Origin of the sequence: Amycolatopsis sp. SB7-3, assembly GCF_041021335.1 — a bacterium.
Taxonomy (GTDB): domain Bacteria; phylum Actinomycetota; class Actinomycetes; order Mycobacteriales; family Pseudonocardiaceae; genus Amycolatopsis; species Amycolatopsis japonica.
This window is the reverse complement of sequence record NZ_JBFPJQ010000002.1, coordinates 325,375-342,784: the sequence shown is the minus strand read 5'-3', so window position 1 is coordinate 342,784 and position 17,410 is coordinate 325,375. Positions and strand designations below refer to the sequence as shown.

Below are 17,410 nucleotides of genomic sequence, written 5' to 3'. Positions count from 1 at the left end.
TCGGCAGGAACAAGGAGGAACGTGCACATGTTGGCTGCGCAGCGCCGGGACCTGCTGATGGAACGACTCAAAACCGAAGGCCGGATCGTGGCCAAGGACCTCGCCGCCGAACTCGGCGTGTCAGAGGACAGTATTCGCCGTGACCTGCGAGAACTCGCCGACGCCGGGCTCTGTCAACGCGTCTACGGCGGAGCCTTACCGGTCTCCCCCGCCACCGCGGACTACGCGACGCGTATGGCGGTCAGCGTCGCGGGCAAGGAACGGATCGCGAAACGTGCAGCAGCGTTGATCCGGCTCGGCTCGACGGTGATCCTCGACGGCGGGACGACCGCGCTCGCGCTGGCGAAGGCGCTCCCCGTCGACCTCGAAGCGAAGATCGTCACGCACAGTCCCACGGTCGCGGCCGCACTCGTCACGCATCCGAAGGTCGAGGTGTTCCTCATCGGCGGCCGGCTCTTCAAACACTCCGCAGTCACCTGCGGGGCGGCCGCGGCGGAGGCCGCGATGGGGATCAACGCCGACCTGTTCTTCCTCGGCGTCACCGGGGTGCACCCCGAAACCGGGCTCACCACCGGCGACTCCGACGAGGCCGCGATGAAACGCACGCTCGCCAAACGGGCGGCCGACACCTACGTGCTGGCCAGTTCCGAGAAGATCGGCGCGGCCTCGCCGTTCACCGTGCTCCCCCTGTCCGACGTCGCGGGCGTGATCACCGACGCGGCGCCGGACGAGCCGACGGTGAAGGAACTGGGGAAACTCGGGGTGAGCGTGCTGGGCGTCAGCCCTTCTTGACCAGCCCGCGAAGCTGCTGCCAGCGACGCTTGAGCCCCCACAGCCCGACCAGGACGATCGCCTCGCGCACGACCGAGCCGCTCATCTTCGACTGACCGACCTCGCGTTCGGTGAAGGTGATCGGCACCTCGACGACCTCGAACCCGGCGAGCGCAGTGCGGAACGCCAGGTCGATCTGGAAGCAGTAACCGCGCGAGGCGATCTCGTCGAGCGGGAGCTTCTCCAGCACCGTGCGGCGATACGCGCGGAAACCGGCGGTGATGTCCTTGATCTTCGTGCCGAGCGCGACCCGCGCGTAGAAGTTCGCCATCCACGACAGCGCCTTGCGCTGGAACGGCCAGTTCACCGTGCTGCCGCCGGGAACGTAGCGGGAGCCGATGGACAGATCCGCGTCTTCCAGGGCCGCCAGCACCCGGGGCAGATCCTCCGGCGCGTGCGAGCCGTCGGCGTCCATCTCGACGATGGTGGCGTAGTCGCGGGAAAGCCCCCAGCGGAATCCAGCGACGTACGCGGCACCGAGGCCGGCCTTCTCGGTCCGGTGCATGACGTGGATCCGCTCGTCGGCCTTCGCGAGTTCGTCGGCGACGTCACCGGTGCCGTCCGGGCTGCCGTCGTCGACGACGAGGGCGTGCACGTCCGGGAGTGCTTTGAGCAGACGTTCCAGGATCGGGCCGATGTTGTCCCGTTCGTTGTACGTCGGGACCACCACCAGCACCGGGTCGATTCCCTGGGCCCCCCGCGGCGCCTGCGCCATCCGCTTTTCCTCCGTGTTCCGGCGGGTCAGCCCGCCGCTTCCCTCGTTGCCTTGGCGGCGCTCGCGCGCCGGGTGCGGAAACGGAGTACGTACCCGCCGGTAACCCCGGCGATCGCCAGGGCCAGCAGCCCGTACTCCGTCGTCACACCGAGTAGATCCGACAGCGTAGTCTGCTGCCTCAGCGGTACGCGCCCCACCAGGGAGTCTGCGGTGAACAGGCTGGTGGAGGCCCTGATCGAACCGTCGGGCGCGACGATCGCGCTGACCCCGCTGGTGGCCGAAACGATCACCGCGCGCCCGTGCTCGACCGCCCGCAGCCGCGACATCGCCAGCTGCTGGTAGCTCATCTCCCCTGGCCCGTACCAGGCGTTGTTGGTCGGCACGACGAGCAGTTCCGCGCCGTCGGCGACCGATTCGCGGGCCGGGTAGTCGAACGCGGTCTCGTAGCAGATGAAGACGCCGACCTTGGTGCCCGCGACCGACAGCGCGGCGTTGGCGCCGTCACCCGGTGTCATGTTCGCCACGCTGTCGACGAACGGTGTCACCAGCTTCGCGACCTCGCGGGCCGGGACGTATTCGCCGAACGGGACCAGCTGCTGCTTGGCGTAGCGCTGACCGGGGCCGGTCGCCGGATCCCAGACCAGCGCGGAGTTCTGGGCGGTGCCGTCGGGCAGCCGCACCAGCGCGCCGATGATCGCCTGCGTGCCGTAGTCGCGGACCATCCGGTCGACACCGGCGTCGCCGGTGCGCATGGCCATCGCGGTCTCGGGCCACACCAGCAGATCGACCTTGGTGTTGCTCGCCTTCAGCTTCTCGAGCAGGCGGGCGCTCTCGGCGAGGTGGTTGCTCCGCAGTTCGTCGCGACGGCCTTCCAGCGCCAGGCCGATGTCCGGCGCGTTGCCCTGCACCGTGGCGACGGTGAGTTCGCCGTCCTGGGCTTCGGTGCCGATCGTCGGCCACACCGCGAGACCCGCCACCACCGGCACCAGCGTCACCGCCGCCGCGGCCACGAGGGAACGCCGCGGATCGGCGCCCCTCAGCCGCAGGCAAAGCGCCGCGAGCCCGAAACCGGTCGCCACGACGGCGAGACCGACCAGCGGTGCGCCGCCGATCGAGGCGAGTGACACGAAGGCGCCCTCGGGCTGGCTGAACGCCACCCGGCCCCACGGGAAGCCGCCGAACGGGAACCAGGCCCGCGGGGTTTCCAGCGCGATGATCACCAACGCGGCCCACAGCGGTCCGAGCGGAAGCCGCCACACCACGGTGGCGAACGCCCCGCCGAAACCGAGGTACACCGACAGCGCCATCGACAGCGCGATCCACGGCCACGGCCCGAAATCCGGGCCGAGGAAGTCCAGCAGCCACGTCAGCAGCGGCAGGAAGAACCCCATCCCGAACACGAAGGCGTACCCGAACGCGCCCCGGAACCTGCGTCCGTGCACTACGAGCGCGAAGCCGGTGAACGCCAGCGGCGCGAGCCACCACAGCGGACGCGGCGCGAAACTGAGGTACAGCGTGAAACCCGACGCCGCGGCGACGAGGAAACGCAGGAGCCAGGCGCGGGAGAACCGCTTCCGGGGCGCCGCTTCGGGGTCCGGATCGGTCACGGTCGAGGACACCCCTGAACCCTAGGCCGTGCGGGTGAACACATCGTGGATGACCTCTCCGCCGCGGACCGTGCGCAGGCACCGGGGCAGCGTCGCCCCCTCGGCCAGGTTCGGCAGCGGGGGCACCCCCGCGCGCGGGTCGGTCGACCAGCGCTGCACCCGCGAGTCCGGCGTCGCGACGACGAGATCCTCGGCGTCCCAGATCGCGTAGTGCGCGGGAGCGCCCGGGACGAGGCTGCCGGTGACACCGTCGTTCACTCCGGCGGCGCGATGTCCCGCGCGGGTGTGGGCGGTGAAGGACGCGCGAGCGGACAGCCCCGAGCCCGGCGTGCGGTGATAAGTCCCGGCGCGGACGGTGGCCCACGGGTCGACAGGCGTGACGGGAGCGTCGGAGCCGAAGGCGAGCAGAAGCCCCTCGGCGGCCATAGCGGCGAAGGGGTTGAGCTTCGGAGCCCGTTCTCCGCCGAGACGGTCGACGTACATGCCGTGCTCGCCGCCCCATTCCGCGTCGAACTGCGGCTGGACCGACGCGACCACGCCCCAGCCGGCGAGTTCCTTCGCCTGGCCGGCGTCGATCATCTCGACGTGCTCGAGCCGGTGGTGGCGAGCGGCCAGCGCTCGACGGCCGACGGTCTTCTCCGCGCGCCGGAATCCCTCGACGACCTCGGCCACGGCGGCGTCGCCGATGACGTGGAAACCGGCCTGCAGTTCGGCCTCGGTGCAGGCTGCGACGTGTTCGGCGATGGCGGCGGCGTCGAGGTAGAGCGTTCCGGTGGTGCCGTGGGCGTCGGCGTACGGCTCGTGCAGCGCGGCCGTGCGGGAGCCGAGCGCACCGTCGACGAACAGATCGCCCGCGACTCCCCTGGCGCCGAGCGCGCGGGCGGTGTCGACTCCGCCGCGCTCGCCCCAGTAGCCGACGACCTCCGGCAGTCCCGGCTCGGACGCGAGCGCGAGCAGGTCGGTGAGGTCTTCCGCACCGGAGATGTCCGGGCCCGCGCATTCGTGGACGCTCACAACACCGCGGGCGGCGGCTTCGGCGAGGAACGCACGCTGGGCCTCGCGGCGCTGCCGCGGGGTGATCGCGTCGCGCATCGCGGCCCGCACCAGGTGATGGGCGTCGCGGGTCAGCGGTCCGTCGGCCGACCAGCCCGGCGCCTCGTGCACACCGGCGGCCAGCGCGACGAGGGCGCTGGAGACGAGCGCCGAGTGGACGTCGACCCGGCTCAAGTACACCGGGGCGCCGTTCGCGGCCTCGTCGATCTCCGCGCGGCTGGGCAGCCTGCCGTCGCTCCAGCGGGATTCGTCCCAGCCGTGCGCGACCAGCACCTGGCCGGGCCGGACGGCGTCGCGGACCGCGGCCAGCAGTTCGCCCGCGCCGCGGACGTTCGCGAGGTTCAGGCCGGTGAGGTGCAGGCCGGTCGCGGTGGCGTGTACGTGCGCGTCGACGAAGGCCGGGGCGACGAAGGCGCCGTCGAGGTCGACCGGTTCGGCGTCGGGATGCAGTGCTTCGGCCGGGCCGTCCTGTCCCACCCAGACCACGATGCCGTCGGTGATCGCCATGGCGGTGGCGTCGGGAGCCGAGGGGCTGTAGATGCGCCCGCCGAGCAGGAGCGTCGTTCGCGCGTTCGTCACCCTCCTGAGTTTGCAGCGTGCGGAAGCCCACGTGACCGGCGGGTCGGCAAGATTTCGACACACCACGCAGGACAGGAATATTTACGTCTTCCGAACGATGTGACAGGATATTTTCACGCGTTTCCGACGACGAGGAGTACAAGTGACTGCGATCCAGGAACCGACCTCGCCGGTGGCCGCCTACGATCAGCCCTACGACTACACCCGGGTCGAGCTGATCGAACCCGACTGGCGCCGCTTCCCCGGCTGGCACGACGTGACCGAGGCAGAGTGGCGCGACGCGCAGTGGCAGCGAGTGCACTGCATCCGTAACGCCAAGCAGCTGCGTGCCCTGATGGGCGATCAGCTCGAGGAGCGCTTCTACGAGGACATGCTCGCCGACCAGCGCGAGATGGCCACGATGTCGATGCTCCTGCCGCCGCAGATGATCAACACGATGGCGCCCAACGCGGGCACCGACCCGGCGAAGGTGACCGAGGCCTGGTACGACGACCCGATCCGCCGCTACATGCTCCCGGTGCGCAGCGACCGCGACACCGAATGGCCGAGCCATCCGCACTCCGAGCGGGACTCGCTGCACGAGGCGGAGATGTGGGTCGTGGAGGGGCTGACCCACCGCTACCCCACCAAGGTCCTCGCCGAGATGATCTCCACCTGCCCCCAGTACTGCGGGCACTGCACTCGGATGGACCTGGTCGGCAACTCCACCGAACAGGTCGAGAAGCACAAGCTCTCGCTCAAACCGGTCGACCGCCAGGACGCGATGATCGAGTACCTGAAGAAGACCCCCGGCGTCCGTGACGTCGTGGTCTCCGGCGGTGACGTCGCGAACGTGCCGTGGCCGCAGCTGGAATCGTTCCTGATGCGGCTGATGGACATCGACACCGTCCGCGACATCCGGCTCGCCACCAAGGCGCTCGCCGCCCTGCCTCAGCACTGGATCCAGCCGAAGGTTGTCGAAGGCCTCGAACGCGTCGCCGGCACCGCGCAGCGCCGCGGCGTCAACCTCGCGATCCACACCCACGTCAACCACGCCCAGTCGGTGACCCCGCTGGTCGCGGAAGCCGCCAGGACCGCGCTCGACGTCGGCGTCCGCGACGTGCGCAACCAGGGCGTGCTGATGAAGGGCGTGAACGCGACCCCGGCCGACCTGCTGGACCTGTGCTTCGCGCTGCAGGGCGAGGCGAACATCCTGCCGTACTACTTCTATATGTGCGACATGATCCCCAACGCCGAACACTGGCGGGTTTCCGTGCACGAGGCCCAGGAACTGCAGCATGCGATCATGGGCTACCTGCCTGGCTACGCGACCCCGCGGATCGTCTGCGACGTTCCCTACGTCGGGAAGCGCTGGGTCCACCAGCTCGCCGAGTACGACCGCGAGCTCGGGATCTCGTACTGGACCAAGAACTACCGGACCGGGATCGAGCACGAGGACCCGGAAGCCTTGCAGCGTCGGTACCCGTACTACGACCCGATCTCGACGCTGCCCGAAGCCGGCCAGCGCTGGTGGCGCGAGCAGCCTCCGATGGCCTGACCGGCCAGTTCATCAGGTAAGTCCCGGAGGGGGCGTTCAGGCTCATACGAGCTTGAACGCCCCCTTTGCTTTGCTGAACGTCGATCGGTTCACGCGAACGAGTGAAAGCTCGTCGGGCTCTGTGCGGCTGCGGGGACTATGGGCGGCATCTTTGGCCGAGTGACGTGATCTGCGGAGGTTTCGTGTCGCCCGATGCACTGCATCGCACGGTTCTGGTCGTGGACGTGGAGCGATTCAGCGGCCGGAAGAACCTGGAACAGAGGACCGTGCGCAGCGCCCTCTATGCGGCCTTGGCTCACGCGCTCGGCTCGCACTGGAACACCTGCCATCGCGAAGACCGGGGCGACGGTGTGCTTCTCCTGGCGCCGGCGGAGGTTCCGAAGCGGCTGTTCGTCGAGCAGGTGCCCGGTCGCCTGGTGAAGGCCTTGAACAGGCACAACCGGGCGCACGGGACCGGCGAGCAGATCCGGCTGAGGATGGCGGTGCACGCCGGGGAGGTTCTGCTCGACGCGCACGGCGCGACCGGCGTCGCGATCAACCACACGTTCCGGTTGCTCGACGCGTCGCCACTGAAAGACGCCCTCGCCGGGTCGGCCGGCGTGCTCGCGGTGATCACCTCCGACTGGCTGTTCCGTGAAGTGGTCTGGCACAGCGCCGCCGACGAGACCCGCTATCGGCCCAAACGCATCCGGGTCAAGGAAACGGAGGCGCTGGGGTGGATCTGCCTGCCGGACGACCCGTACCCGCCCGACGTCAGCCAGGCGGAGTGGCCGGCGGACGTCTGCCCCTATCCGGGTCTGCGTGCGTTCCAACCTGACCAAGCGCGGTGGTTCTTCGGCCGCGAAGCGACCTTGTCGGTGTTGATGGACAAGATCGATCACCGCGGCGGGCCGGTCTTCGTCGTCGCACCGTCCGGCGCCGGCAAGTCGTCGCTGCTTCGAGCGGGCGTGACGACCGCGGTGGCCGACAGTGGACGCCCGTGGCTGTTGCTCACCCCGGCGAAGAAGCCCTGCGAAACACTGGCACAGCAGGTCGCGCGGCTCATCGATGACAGCGTGGACACCGTGCTCTCGGCGGTCGGATCCGATCTCGCTCTCCTGGCGAGCATGCTGCCTGACGGGACCGTCGTCGTGGTGGACCAGTTCGAAGAAGTGTTCACTCTGTGCGCCGGCGAGGCGGAGCGGCGGCGTTTCATCGCCGCGCTGATCGCGATGCGTGCCGTTCTCGGGGTGCGAGGAGACTTCTACGACCACTGCCTCGCCGACGATCAGCTCGCGAAGTTCCTGCCGGCAAGCCAGTTCAACCTCCAGGCGATGACTCCGGCGGGGTTGCGCGCGGCCATCGAGCGGCCGGCTCGGCAAATCGGCGTCGACGTGGAGCCGAGTCTGGTCGAGGTCCTCCTGCACGAGGCCGGGACGGATGCGGGCGGGCTCCCCCTGCTGGCCCACGCGTTGGCCGTCACCTGGCAGCGGCGCACGGGCGACAAGCTGACCTTGGCGGACTACGACCGGACCGGGCGGATCCAAGGCGCGATCGCGGCTACCGCGGATGAGGCCTACGCGCGGTGTTCCACGGCCGAGCAGCGCGTGATCTTCCAGCACATCCTCATGCACTTGGTCGTGGTCAGGCACGACGCGCCGCCTGCCCGGCGGCGCGCGGATCCGGCCGACCTCGTCAAGGGTTTCGACGCACCGCGGACCGCCGAGACGGTTCTCGGCTGGCTGATCGAGAAACGTCTGGTCACGCTGGACGACAACGCCGTCGAGCTTTCCCACGAAGTGTTGCTGCGGGCGTGGCCGCGGCTCGGCACCTGGATCGAGACGGGCCGCAACGATCAGGTCATCCGGCAACAGCTGATCGAGGCCGCCGAACAATGGGAACGAGAAGGGAAACCGGTCGGATCGCTGTATCGCGGCGATCGGCTGGCCGTCGCGAGGGAATGGCAATCCAGGAGTGAGCACCGCGCCGCCCTCACGCCGCTCGGAGCGGCCTTCCTCGACGCGTCGACCCGGCACGAGAGCCGACGGACAAGAGTCCGTCGAACCGCGGTCGCCATGCTGGCCGTTCTCGGCCTCGTCGCGTCCGCTGCCGCCGTCTACGCCTTCCGGCAACGCGACATCGCCCACGAACAACGTGACGCCGCGATCTTCAACAAGGTCACCGCCGAGGCGAACCGGATACGGGCCATCGACGTGTCGCTCGCGGCCCAGCTCGATCTCGTCGCCCACCGGATGCGCCCGGACGATCCGGACACGGGCACCCACTTGATCGTCGACGCGAACGCGCCGCTGTCCGCCATGGTGCCCTCGGGCAGCAAGGGCGCCGGTGTCGTGGCGTACAGCCCCGACAAGCGAACGCTGGCCACCGGCAGCGGCAGCGGTGACAGACTCGTGCGGTTGTGGAACGTCGCTGATCCGGCCCGCCCGGTGCTGCTGAACGAAACCATCAGTCACGGCGAAGCGACCCGCGCGCTCGCGTTCAGCCCGGACGGACGCACTCTGGGCACCGGCGGCGCCGACAACACGGTGCGGCTGTGGAACGTCACCGACCCAGCCCGCCCCGAGGCGCTCGGCCCGCCGATCACGGGGCACACCAAGACGATCCGGTCGCTGGCGTTCAGCCCTGACGGGCGGACGCTGGCCAGCGCGGGCGACGATCGGACCGTCCGGCTGTGGAACGTCACCGACCCCGTTCGGCACGCGGGACTCGGCCCGCCGATGGCCGGGCACACCGACACCGTCTACTCCGTGGCGTTCAGTCCTGATGGCCGGACGCTGGCCACCGGCAGCGATGACCGGACCGTGCGACTGTGGGACATCGCCGCGCCGGACCGGGCCGAACCCTTCGGGCCACCGATGACCGGACACACCGGGGCCATTCATTCGGTGGCGTTCGGTCCCGATGGACGGACGCTGGCCAGTGCGAGCAACGACCGGACGGTGCGGCTGTGGAACGTCGCCGACCCGGCTCGCCCGGTGGTACTGGGCCGGCCGATCACGGGACATGCCGGCGCGATCTGGTCGGCGGCGTTCAGTCCTGATGGCCGAACGCTGGCGACCGGCGGCGACGACTACACCGTGCGGCTGTGGGACGTCGCCGATCCCGGCCACCCCACGCCCATCGGCGCGCCGATCACCGGGCACGCCGACGGCGTCCGATCGATGGCGTTCAGCCCGGACGGCCGCGTGCTGGCCAGCGCCAGTGGCGACCGGGCGGTAAGGCTGTGGAACATCCCCGACACCGTCCTGACCGGACATACGAGCGAAGTCAAAGCGTTGGCGTTCAGCCCGGACGGGCGCGTCCTCGCTACCGGCGGCGGCGACCGGACCGTCCGGTTGTGGACGACGGCCGATCGGCGGCAACTGGGCGGACCGCTCACCGGCCACCAGGGCGACATCAACGCCTTGGCATTCAGTCCGGATGGCCGTGTCCTGGCCACGGGCGGCGGCGACCGGACCGTGCGGCTGTGGAACGTCGCCGACCCAGCCCACCCCACGCCCATCGGCGCGCCGATCACCGGGCACGCCGACGGCGTCCGATCGATGGCGTTCAGCCCGGACGGCCGCATCCTGGTCACCGGCGGCGACGTGAAGGACGAGAACGCCGCGCGATTGTGGGACGTCACCGATCCGGCCAAACCCGTGCCGCTGGCCAGGATCGTGCTCGGACCGGACGCCAACGCCTTGGCGGTGGCAATCAGCCCAGACGGAAGAACCCTGGCGACGGGCACCGAATACAGCGACGTCGCGGTGTGGTTGTGGAACATTTCCGATCCGGCCAGGCCCACGTTGCTGACCGGACCCCTCAAAGGGCACCAGGACGACATCCGCCGGGTCGCGTTCAGCCCGGATGGGCGGACCTTGGCCAGCGGCAGCGACGACGAGCAGGTGCGGCTGTGGGACGTCACCGATCCCGCGCACGCCACACCGCTCGGCGAACCCCTCGTCGGCCACACCAACCCCGTCTCGGGGGTGGCGTTCAGCCCGGATGGACAGACGCTAGCCAGCAGCAGCAGCGACAACACCGTGCGGCTCTGGCGGACAACCGACCGGACGCAGACGGGTCAGCCGCTCACCGGCCACCAGGCCGACGTCGACACGGTGGCGTTCAGCCCCGATGGCGCCACCCTCGCCACCGGCGGCCGTGACCACACCGTGCGGCTGTGGGACATGACCGTGCCCCGGGCCATCCACAGCATCTGCGCCATCACGGGGAACACCCTCACTCGCGAGATGTGGGACGAGTTCGTGTCGGCCGAGTTGCCGTACAGCCCGCCGTGTTCCTGAGCAGGTTTCGGCCTGTTCGACTCCCGCGTGCTCAGCGCGCCGGACGACGGCTCGCGGCGACGGTCAGCTGCAGGGTCACCTTCGAGCCGACCATGAGCCGGGTGGCGAGGTTCTCGTTCACACCCCAGTGGAGGCGGTTAAGCGAAACGGCGCCGGTGAAGCCGGTCCGGACACCGTCCGGGCCCGGCCTGGCGTCGACCAGTTCGACGGCGATGCGGACCGGTTTCGTGACGCCTCGGATGGTCAGGTCGCCGATGACCTCGAACCCGCTGCCGCCGACGTGCCGGACGGCGGTCGATACGAAGGCGATGACGGGATGTCCTGCCACGTCGAAGAAAGCGGTGCGCAGATGGTCGTCGCGCTTCTCGTTGCCCGTGTCGATGCTCGCGGCCTTGATGGTGAGCCGGACGGAGGACCTGGCCGGATCGTCGCCGTCGAAGTGGGCGCTGCCCTCGAATTCGTCGAAATGGCCAGGCACCCGGCTTCCCATGGTGTGCCGGGCGATGAAGGCGAGCGTCGTACCGGCGGCGTCGAGCGTGTAGTCGCCGGTCAGTTCACCGAGTGGGGTCGTTGTCGTCACGCTGGGCTCCTGGCGGGTAAGGGAAGCGTTCTCGGCATTACGACGAAACCGCCCCGCCGGATGTGAGCCGCATCCGGCGGGCATGCTATTGATAATCGCTGTTTATCAATAGACCGCAATAAAGTCTTTGTCTTCGATGATTTTGCTTCCTACCGTGAACGAATCGGCGACAGAGGCAGGGAGGAGACGTCTCATGGAGCTTCGTCACCTGCGTTACTTCGTCACCGTCGCCGAGACATGTCACTTCGGCCGGGCGGCCGAGCAGTTGCACGTCGCGCAGCCCGCGCTCTCGCACACCATCCGGCAATTAGAGGACGAACTGGGTGTCGTCCTGCTGGCCCGGACCACCCGGCAGGTCCGGGTGACGCCGGCGGGTGAGTTCTTCCTCGCCGAAGCCCGGCGCGTGCTCGCGGGGCTGGACGTGGGTGTCCGCGGGGTCCGGCGCATCGGCGAAGGCATGCTGGGCCTGCTCCGGGTCGGGTTCACCGGAACGGCGGCGTCCTCGCATCTGCCGCATCTGGCCAGGGCGCTCGCGCGGCGGGTGCCACAGGTGGAGCTGGAGATCCGCGCCGATCTGCTCACGGCCGAGCAGTGCGAACGCCTGCGCACGGGCACGTTGGGGATCGGGGTGCTCCGTCCGCCGGTCACCGGGGACGACATCGACTTCCGGGTGATCGAGAGCGAACCGCTGATCCTCGCCGTCCCGGCCGACCACCGGCTGGCCGTCGAACCCGTCGTCGCGATGGCGGATCTGCGGACCGAACCGCTCGTGACCTACGACCGGCGCAACTCGGTCGTGTACGAAGCCGTCGCGCGCAGCTGCCGCGAGGCCGGGATCACGCCCCATCAGCTGCACGAAGCCTCCGGAACCGCGGTCCTGCTGGCGCTGGTCGCAGGCGGGCTGGGAGTCGGCGTGGTCCCCGCCTCGGCCCGTGCCCTCCCCCTGGCCGGTGTCGTGTTCCGCGATCTCGCGGGAGCGGCGACCGTGGAGCTGGCGCTGGCCTGGCACCGCGAGACCCCGTCCCCGCTCGTCACGACCGTCCTCGACGCGCTCGAGGACGTCTTTCCTTCCGTCGCACCGTCCACAGGGGGGACCTGATGAAGATCACGCGAGTCGAGGCGATCCCGTTCGCCATCCCGTACCGAAAGCCGTTGAAGTTCGCTTCGGGAGAGGTGCACGTCGCCGAGCACGTCCTCGTGCGGGTGCACGCCGACAACGGCATCGTCGGCGTGGCCGAAGCACCCCCGCGGCCGTTCACCTACGGCGAGACCCAGGCGGGCATCGTCGCGGTGATCGGCTCCCTGTTCGCCCCGCAGATCGTCGGCCTCAGCCTGCTCGACCGCGAAACGGTGCACACCCGGCTTGCCCGCACGGTCGGCAACCCGACCGCGAAATCCGCCATCGACATGGCCATCTGGGACGCGCTCGGCCGCAGCCTCGACGTGTCGGTGACCGAACTGCTCGGCGGCTACACCGATCGCATGCGCGTGTCCCACATGCTCGGCTTCGACGAGCCGTCCGCGATGGTCGCCGAAGCCGAGAAGATGCGCGACACCCACGGCATCAGCACCTTCAAGGTCAAGGTCGGCCGCCGTCCCGTGTCGCTCGACACCGCCGTCGTGCGCGCGCTGCGGGAGCATTTCGGCGACGGCGTCGACCTCTACGTCGACGGCAACCGCGGCTGGACCGCCGCCGAATCCGCCCGTGCGATGCGGGAGATGGCCGACCTCGACCTGCTCTTCGCCGAGGAACTGTGCCCGGCCGACGACGTTCTCGGCAGGCGCTGGCTCGTGGGGCAGATCGGCGTTCCGTTCATCGCCGACGAATCGGCGGTGACGCCGGCCGACGTCACCCGTGAGGTGCTCGGCGGCTCCGCCACCGCGATCAGCATCAAGACCGCCCGCACCGGCTTCACCCGTTCGCAGCGCACGCATCACCTCGCCGAGGGACTCGGCCTGGAGGTCGTGATGGGCAACCAGATCGACGGCCAGCTCGGCTCGCTGTGCACGGTCGCGTTCGGCTCGGCCTACGAGCTGACGTCCCGGCGTCCCGGCGAGCTGTCGAACTTCCTCGACATGAGCGACGACCTGCTCACCGAGCCGCTGCGCATCACCGACGGCGAACTCACCGTCCGTCCCGGTGCCGGCCTCGGTGCCGAGATCGATCCCGAAAAGCTCCGGCGTTACCGCCAGGACCACTGACGCCCACCACGAATCAAGGAGGATTCATGACCGCCATCCACGAGACGGCCACCGCGGCCGCGTCCGGCGCCAACGCGACCGAACGGTTCAAGAGCGACAAGTTCGCCGGGGTCGCCGGGACGCCCAAGGAACGGGTCAGCCTGCTGGCTCGCGAGGTGCTGGAGGCCGTGCACGGCACGATCCGGAAGCACAAGGTCACCTACGACGAGTACAACGCGCTCAAAGCGTGGCTGATCAGCGTGGGCGAGGACGGCGAGTGGCCGCTGTTCCTCGACGTGTGGGTGGAGCACGTCGTCGAAGAGGTCGCGACCGAGCACCGTGAGGGCAACAAGGGCACCATCGAAGGTCCGTACTACGTGCCCGACGCGCCCGAGCAGGGCGCCCGCGGTTCGGTCCCGATGCGCGAGGACGAGTCCGGTACGCCGCTCGTCTGGACCGGCCGGGTCACCTCGACCGACGGATCCGCGCTCGCGGGAGCGAAGGTCGAGCTGTGGCACGCCGACGCCGACGGCTTCTACTCCCAGTTCGCGCCGAACATCCCGGAGTGGAACCTGCGCGCGAGCTTCACCGCCGATGACGACGGCCGGTTCGAGATCCACACCGTGCGCCCCGCCCCGTACCAGATCCCGACCGACGGCGCCTGCGGCAAGCTCATCGCCGCGGCGGGCTGGCACGCGTGGCGTCCGGCGCATCTGCACGTCAAGGTTTCCGCGCCCGGCCACGAACTGCTCACCGCGCAGCTGTACTTCCCCGGCGACGAGCACAACGACGACGACATCGCTTCGGCGGTCAAACCGGAACTGGTGCTGGACCCGCGTCCGTCGGGCGACGGCGAGGCCATCGAGTACGGCTTCGTCCTCGACCCCGAACGTTCCTGACCCGAATGTCCTTTTTGGAGTGATCGATGCTTTACCACGTTCGCATGGACGTTCGCCTGCCGCCGGACCTCGATCCGGCGGAACGGACCGACATCATCGCGCGGGAAAAGGCGTACAGCCAGCGGCTGCAACGCGAAGGAAAGTGGCCGCAGATCTGGCGGATCGCGGGCGAATACGCGAACTTCTCGATCCTCGACGTCGCGGATCACGACGAGCTGCATACGCTTTTGTCCGGTTTGCCGTTGTTTCCCTATATGGACATCGAAGTCACGCCCTTGGCAGCGCATCCGTCGAAAGTCACGGGCTGAGGGTGCCGGACCGGCTGCGGACGGTCACGCGGCGGCCGGATCGGCCCGTTTTCCCCTGTCTCGCAGCGAAAGCGGATTAGCCTGCCGCAGTGGACGGTCAGCCTGGGACGAACCTGCTCGGAGAACTGCGGCGTGTGGCCGGACTGACGCAGGAGGAGCTGGCGGAACGCACCGGGCTGACGGTGCGCGGGATCAGCAACATCGAACGCGGCCGTGTCGCCCGGCCGCGGCGACGGTCGCTGGAGGCCCTGGCCCGCGGGCTGGGGCTGCGGAACGACCAGATCGCCGGATTCGTGCGGCATTACCTGCCGGACGCCGACCCCGCTCCGCGACCGGCCAGTGCGCCGTCTTCGGCTTCCGTGCCCGCCCAACTGCCGTCCGGCAGCACGTCGTTCACCGGACGGCGTGACGAGCTCGCGACACTCGACGACCTGGCCGCCGGCCGTGACCGGGCCGTGGTCGTCGCCGTCCTCGAAGGTATGGGCGGGGTGGGCAAGACGTCGCTGGCCGTGCACTGGGCGCAGTCGGTGCGCGCGGAGTTCCCGGACGGTCAGCTGTTCGCGAACCTGCGTGGCTACGGCCCGGGCGCGCCTGCCGACCCGGCCGAGGTGCTGCATTCGTTCCTGCGCGCGTTCGGCGTGCCGGGCGCGGAGGTGCCGGCGGATCTCGACGGCCGTTCGGCATTGCTGCGCAGCGTGCTGGCAACACGTTCGGTGCTCGTCGTCCTCGACAACGCGCGGTCCGCGGACCAGGTCCGGCCGCTGCTGCCCGGGCACACCGGCTGCGTCGTGGTCGTGACGACCCGCTCGACGTTGCAGGGGCTGGCGGTCAGCGACGACGCTCACCGGGTCACCGTGCCACCGCTCGACGAACACGAGTCGGTCGCGCTGCTCGGCCGGTTCACCGGCAGGGCCCGGCTCGGCGCCGACGAGACCGCGCTCGCCGAGGTCGTGTCCGGCTGCAGCGGGCTGCCGCTCGCGCTGCGGATCGTCGGCGAACGGCTGGCGCACGACCGCGGCCTGGCGGAGGTGGCCGCGGCGATGCGGTCGACGAACGACCGGCTCGACGCGTTCACCACGGAGGAGGCGAGGACGTCGCTGCCGGCGGTGTTGTCGTGGTCGTACGAAGCACTGCCTGGCGACGTCGCGAGTGCGTTGCGGCTGCTGGGTCTGCACCCCGGGCAGCACTGGGACGCGACCGCCGCGGAGGTGTTGCTGGACGCCGACGCGGCCGAGACGCGGCGGTTGCTGCGGGCGCTGGTGGCAGGGCATCTTCTGGAGCACCGGGTGGACGGCCGTCACGAGTTCCACGACCTGGTCCGCGACTACGCGCGCAGCCTCGCCGATCGTCGGCGGCCGGCCGCGATGCGCCGTCTCGCCGGGCATTACCTGTCCGGCGCGGCCGCCGCCGCGGACGCGATCGCGGCGAGGGATCCGAACCGGCGGCCGCTTCTGACCCCGGAGGTCGGCGGCCGGACGTTCGAGAGTCCCGAGGAGGCGGCTGCCTGGCTGGCCCTTGAGCTGCCCACGCTGCTCGCGATCGCCGAGGAGTCGGCGGGCGCGGGCGGCACCGCGTACGCCCGCGACCTGTCCACCGTGCTGTGGCAGGCACTGCGGCTCCACGGCCACTACGACGCCTTGCACACGCTGCACGGCTTCGCGCTCGCCGAGGCACGACGGGCCGGGGACCCGTTCGGCGAACAGCAGGCGCTGACCGACGTGGCCGCCATCTGCGCCCGCGTCGGCCGGTACGACGAAGCCGTCGAGAGGCTCACCGCCTGCCTCGAAGTACCGGGCAGCCGGACCGCGACCGCCCGCGCGCTCACCACGTTGGGCACGGTGTACGCCCAACTGGGCCGGTACCCGGAAGCGGCCCGGCACCTCCGGGAGGCCGTCGAACTGGCCCGCGAGGTCGGCGACACGCTCAACGAAGGCCGGGCGTACGGCAATCTCGGGTTCGTCCACGAGCATCTGGGCGAGCTGGACGCCGCCTTGGGGAGTTATCAGCGGGGGCTGGACATCGCGGAGCGGATCGGCGACAACGCGGCCGTCGCGATCTCCCTGCACAACCTCGGCGACGTCTACCGGGCGCTCGGCCGCTACGAGGAAGCACGTGAGCACCTCGACCGGTCGCTGATCGTGAGCCGGGCGGCGGGCCACCGCGAGGCCGAGGGCTACGCGCTGGTGTATCTCGGGCTGGTGCACCTGCACCTCGGCGACCCGGTGACCGGGCGCGAGTACGAGGAGCAGGCGCTCGAAATCGCCGCCGCGACCGGTATCCGTCCGCTGGAAACGCTGGCGCACAACGGCTTGGGCGACAACGCCCGGGCAGGCGGCGACCGTGCGGCGGCTTTGGCGCACTACCTGCGGGCCCGCGACGTCGCCCAGCTGACCAGCGAGCAGCACGAGGAAGCGCGGGCGCTGGACGGCATCGCGGCGACCTACGAGGACGCCGGCGAGACCGAAAAGGCCCGTCCGTACCGCCATCGCGCACGGGCCCTCTACGACGCCATGGGCATCCCCGGCTGAGCGATGAGCGATCACGCGTGATCAGAAAGCGCACACGCGTGATTGGAAGCGGAACTCGCGTGATTAGACGGCGAACACGATGATCGCTGCCCAATCACGCGAGATCGCCGTCTGATCACGGATGATCGCCGTTCAATCACGCGAGTCACGTCTTCGATCGCGGTCCGTGTGCCTGTGGTTCCGGTTGGTGAGCGGGGTTCGCCGACCGGAACTTCCGGCGTCGAAGTTCCGGTCGGTTGTTCATGGACCGTGCCGGTCCGGCCCCAGTTGAATCGGCCGAGGTCCACTTCGGACCGACTGGGGCGT

The 17,410-nt window shown here is 69.9% G+C and carries 12 protein-coding genes; 8 read left to right on the top strand and 4 right to left on the bottom strand.

Annotation, left to right across the window (positions count from 1 at the left end; all coding sequences use genetic code 11):
* Nucleotides 1-27 precede the first annotated feature (27 nt).
* Entirely contained in the window at nucleotides 28-792 is a 765-nt protein-coding gene (locus AB8M46_RS19780; RefSeq protein WP_394361730.1) for a DeoR/GlpR family DNA-binding transcription regulator, read from the top strand.
* Here the strand turns inward: AB8M46_RS19780 and AB8M46_RS19775 are convergent.
* From AB8M46_RS19775 to AB8M46_RS19765, 3 genes are read right to left on the bottom strand one after another with little or no spacing between them, the layout of a single operon-like run.
* Complete coding sequence (locus tag AB8M46_RS19775; protein ID WP_394361097.1) at nucleotides 779-1,546, bottom strand: polyprenol monophosphomannose synthase; 768 nt, start codon at nucleotides 1,544-1,546, stop codon at nucleotides 779-781. The genes AB8M46_RS19780 and AB8M46_RS19775 overlap by 14 nt on opposite strands.
* A gap of 26 nt (nucleotides 1,547-1,572) precedes the next feature.
* Entirely contained in the window at nucleotides 1,573-3,165 is a 1,593-nt protein-coding gene (gene lnt / locus AB8M46_RS19770; protein WP_394361096.1) for an apolipoprotein N-acyltransferase, read from the bottom strand.
* Between the two features lie 9 nt (nucleotides 3,166-3,174).
* On the bottom strand, nucleotides 3,175-4,785 hold the full coding sequence (locus AB8M46_RS19765) for an amidohydrolase (RefSeq protein ID WP_394361095.1): 1,611 nt from the start codon (nucleotides 4,783-4,785) through the stop codon (nucleotides 3,175-3,177).
* Nucleotides 4,786-4,927: 142 nt separating this feature from the next.
* On the opposite strand from AB8M46_RS19765, the gene AB8M46_RS19760 reads away from it, so the two are divergent.
* Together AB8M46_RS19760 and AB8M46_RS19755 are read left to right on the top strand one after the other, a co-directional pair.
* The gene (locus AB8M46_RS19760; protein WP_394361094.1) at nucleotides 4,928-6,322 is read left to right on the top strand and encodes a KamA family radical SAM protein; all 1,395 of its coding nucleotides are present in this window, start codon (nucleotides 4,928-4,930) and stop codon (nucleotides 6,320-6,322) included.
* A gap of 218 nt (nucleotides 6,323-6,540) precedes the next feature.
* Nucleotides 6,541-10,608, top strand: coding sequence for a hypothetical protein (locus AB8M46_RS19755; protein WP_394361093.1), 4,068 nt, complete (start codon nucleotides 6,541-6,543; stop codon nucleotides 10,606-10,608).
* 31 nt (nucleotides 10,609-10,639) lie between these two features.
* Here AB8M46_RS19755 and AB8M46_RS19750 read toward each other — a convergent pair whose 3' ends face one another.
* Nucleotides 10,640-11,188: a YceI family protein gene (locus AB8M46_RS19750; protein WP_394361092.1), complete on the bottom strand. Its 549-nt coding sequence runs from the start codon at nucleotides 11,186-11,188 to the stop codon at nucleotides 10,640-10,642.
* A 193-nt stretch (nucleotides 11,189-11,381) separates the two neighbouring features.
* On the opposite strand from AB8M46_RS19750, the gene AB8M46_RS19745 reads away from it, so the two are divergent.
* The 5 genes from AB8M46_RS19745 (at nucleotide 11,382) to AB8M46_RS19725 (ending at nucleotide 17,104) form a co-directional block, all read left to right on the top strand.
* The gene (locus tag AB8M46_RS19745) at nucleotides 11,382-12,287 is read left to right on the top strand and encodes a LysR substrate-binding domain-containing protein (protein ID WP_394361091.1); all 906 of its coding nucleotides are present in this window, start codon (nucleotides 11,382-11,384) and stop codon (nucleotides 12,285-12,287) included.
* Nucleotides 12,287-13,390, top strand: coding sequence for a mandelate racemase/muconate lactonizing enzyme family protein (locus AB8M46_RS19740; RefSeq protein WP_394361090.1), 1,104 nt, complete (start codon nucleotides 12,287-12,289; stop codon nucleotides 13,388-13,390). The genes AB8M46_RS19745 and AB8M46_RS19740 overlap by 1 nt, the downstream gene beginning before the upstream one ends.
* A gap of 26 nt (nucleotides 13,391-13,416) precedes the next feature.
* Entirely contained in the window at nucleotides 13,417-14,268 is an 852-nt protein-coding gene (catA, locus tag AB8M46_RS19735; protein ID WP_378416081.1) for a catechol 1,2-dioxygenase, read from the top strand.
* A gap of 26 nt (nucleotides 14,269-14,294) precedes the next feature.
* A complete protein-coding gene (gene catC / locus AB8M46_RS19730) occupies nucleotides 14,295-14,576 on the top strand; it encodes a muconolactone Delta-isomerase (RefSeq protein ID WP_037337899.1) in 282 nt (93 codons plus the stop codon).
* Nucleotides 14,577-14,665: 89 nt separating this feature from the next.
* Entirely contained in the window at nucleotides 14,666-17,104 is a 2,439-nt protein-coding gene (locus AB8M46_RS19725; RefSeq protein ID WP_394361089.1) for an ATP-binding protein, read from the top strand.
* Nucleotides 17,105-17,410: the final 306 nt, after the last annotated feature.

Coding starts and splice junctions, on each gene's coding strand:
- AB8M46_RS19780 (WP_394361730.1), top strand. CDS start 28: ATGTTGGCTGCGCAGCGCCGGGACCTGCTGATGGAACGACTCAAAACC.
- AB8M46_RS19775 (WP_394361097.1), bottom strand. CDS start 1,546: ATGGCGCAGGCGCCGCGGGGGGCCCAGGGAATCGACCCGGTGCTGGTG.
- AB8M46_RS19745 (WP_394361091.1), top strand. CDS start 11,382: ATGGAGCTTCGTCACCTGCGTTACTTCGTCACCGTCGCCGAGACATGT.
- AB8M46_RS19740 (WP_394361090.1), top strand. CDS start 12,287: ATGAAGATCACGCGAGTCGAGGCGATCCCGTTCGCCATCCCGTACCGA.
- catA (WP_378416081.1), top strand. CDS start 13,417: ATGACCGCCATCCACGAGACGGCCACCGCGGCCGCGTCCGGCGCCAAC.
- catC (WP_037337899.1), top strand. CDS start 14,295: ATGCTTTACCACGTTCGCATGGACGTTCGCCTGCCGCCGGACCTCGAT.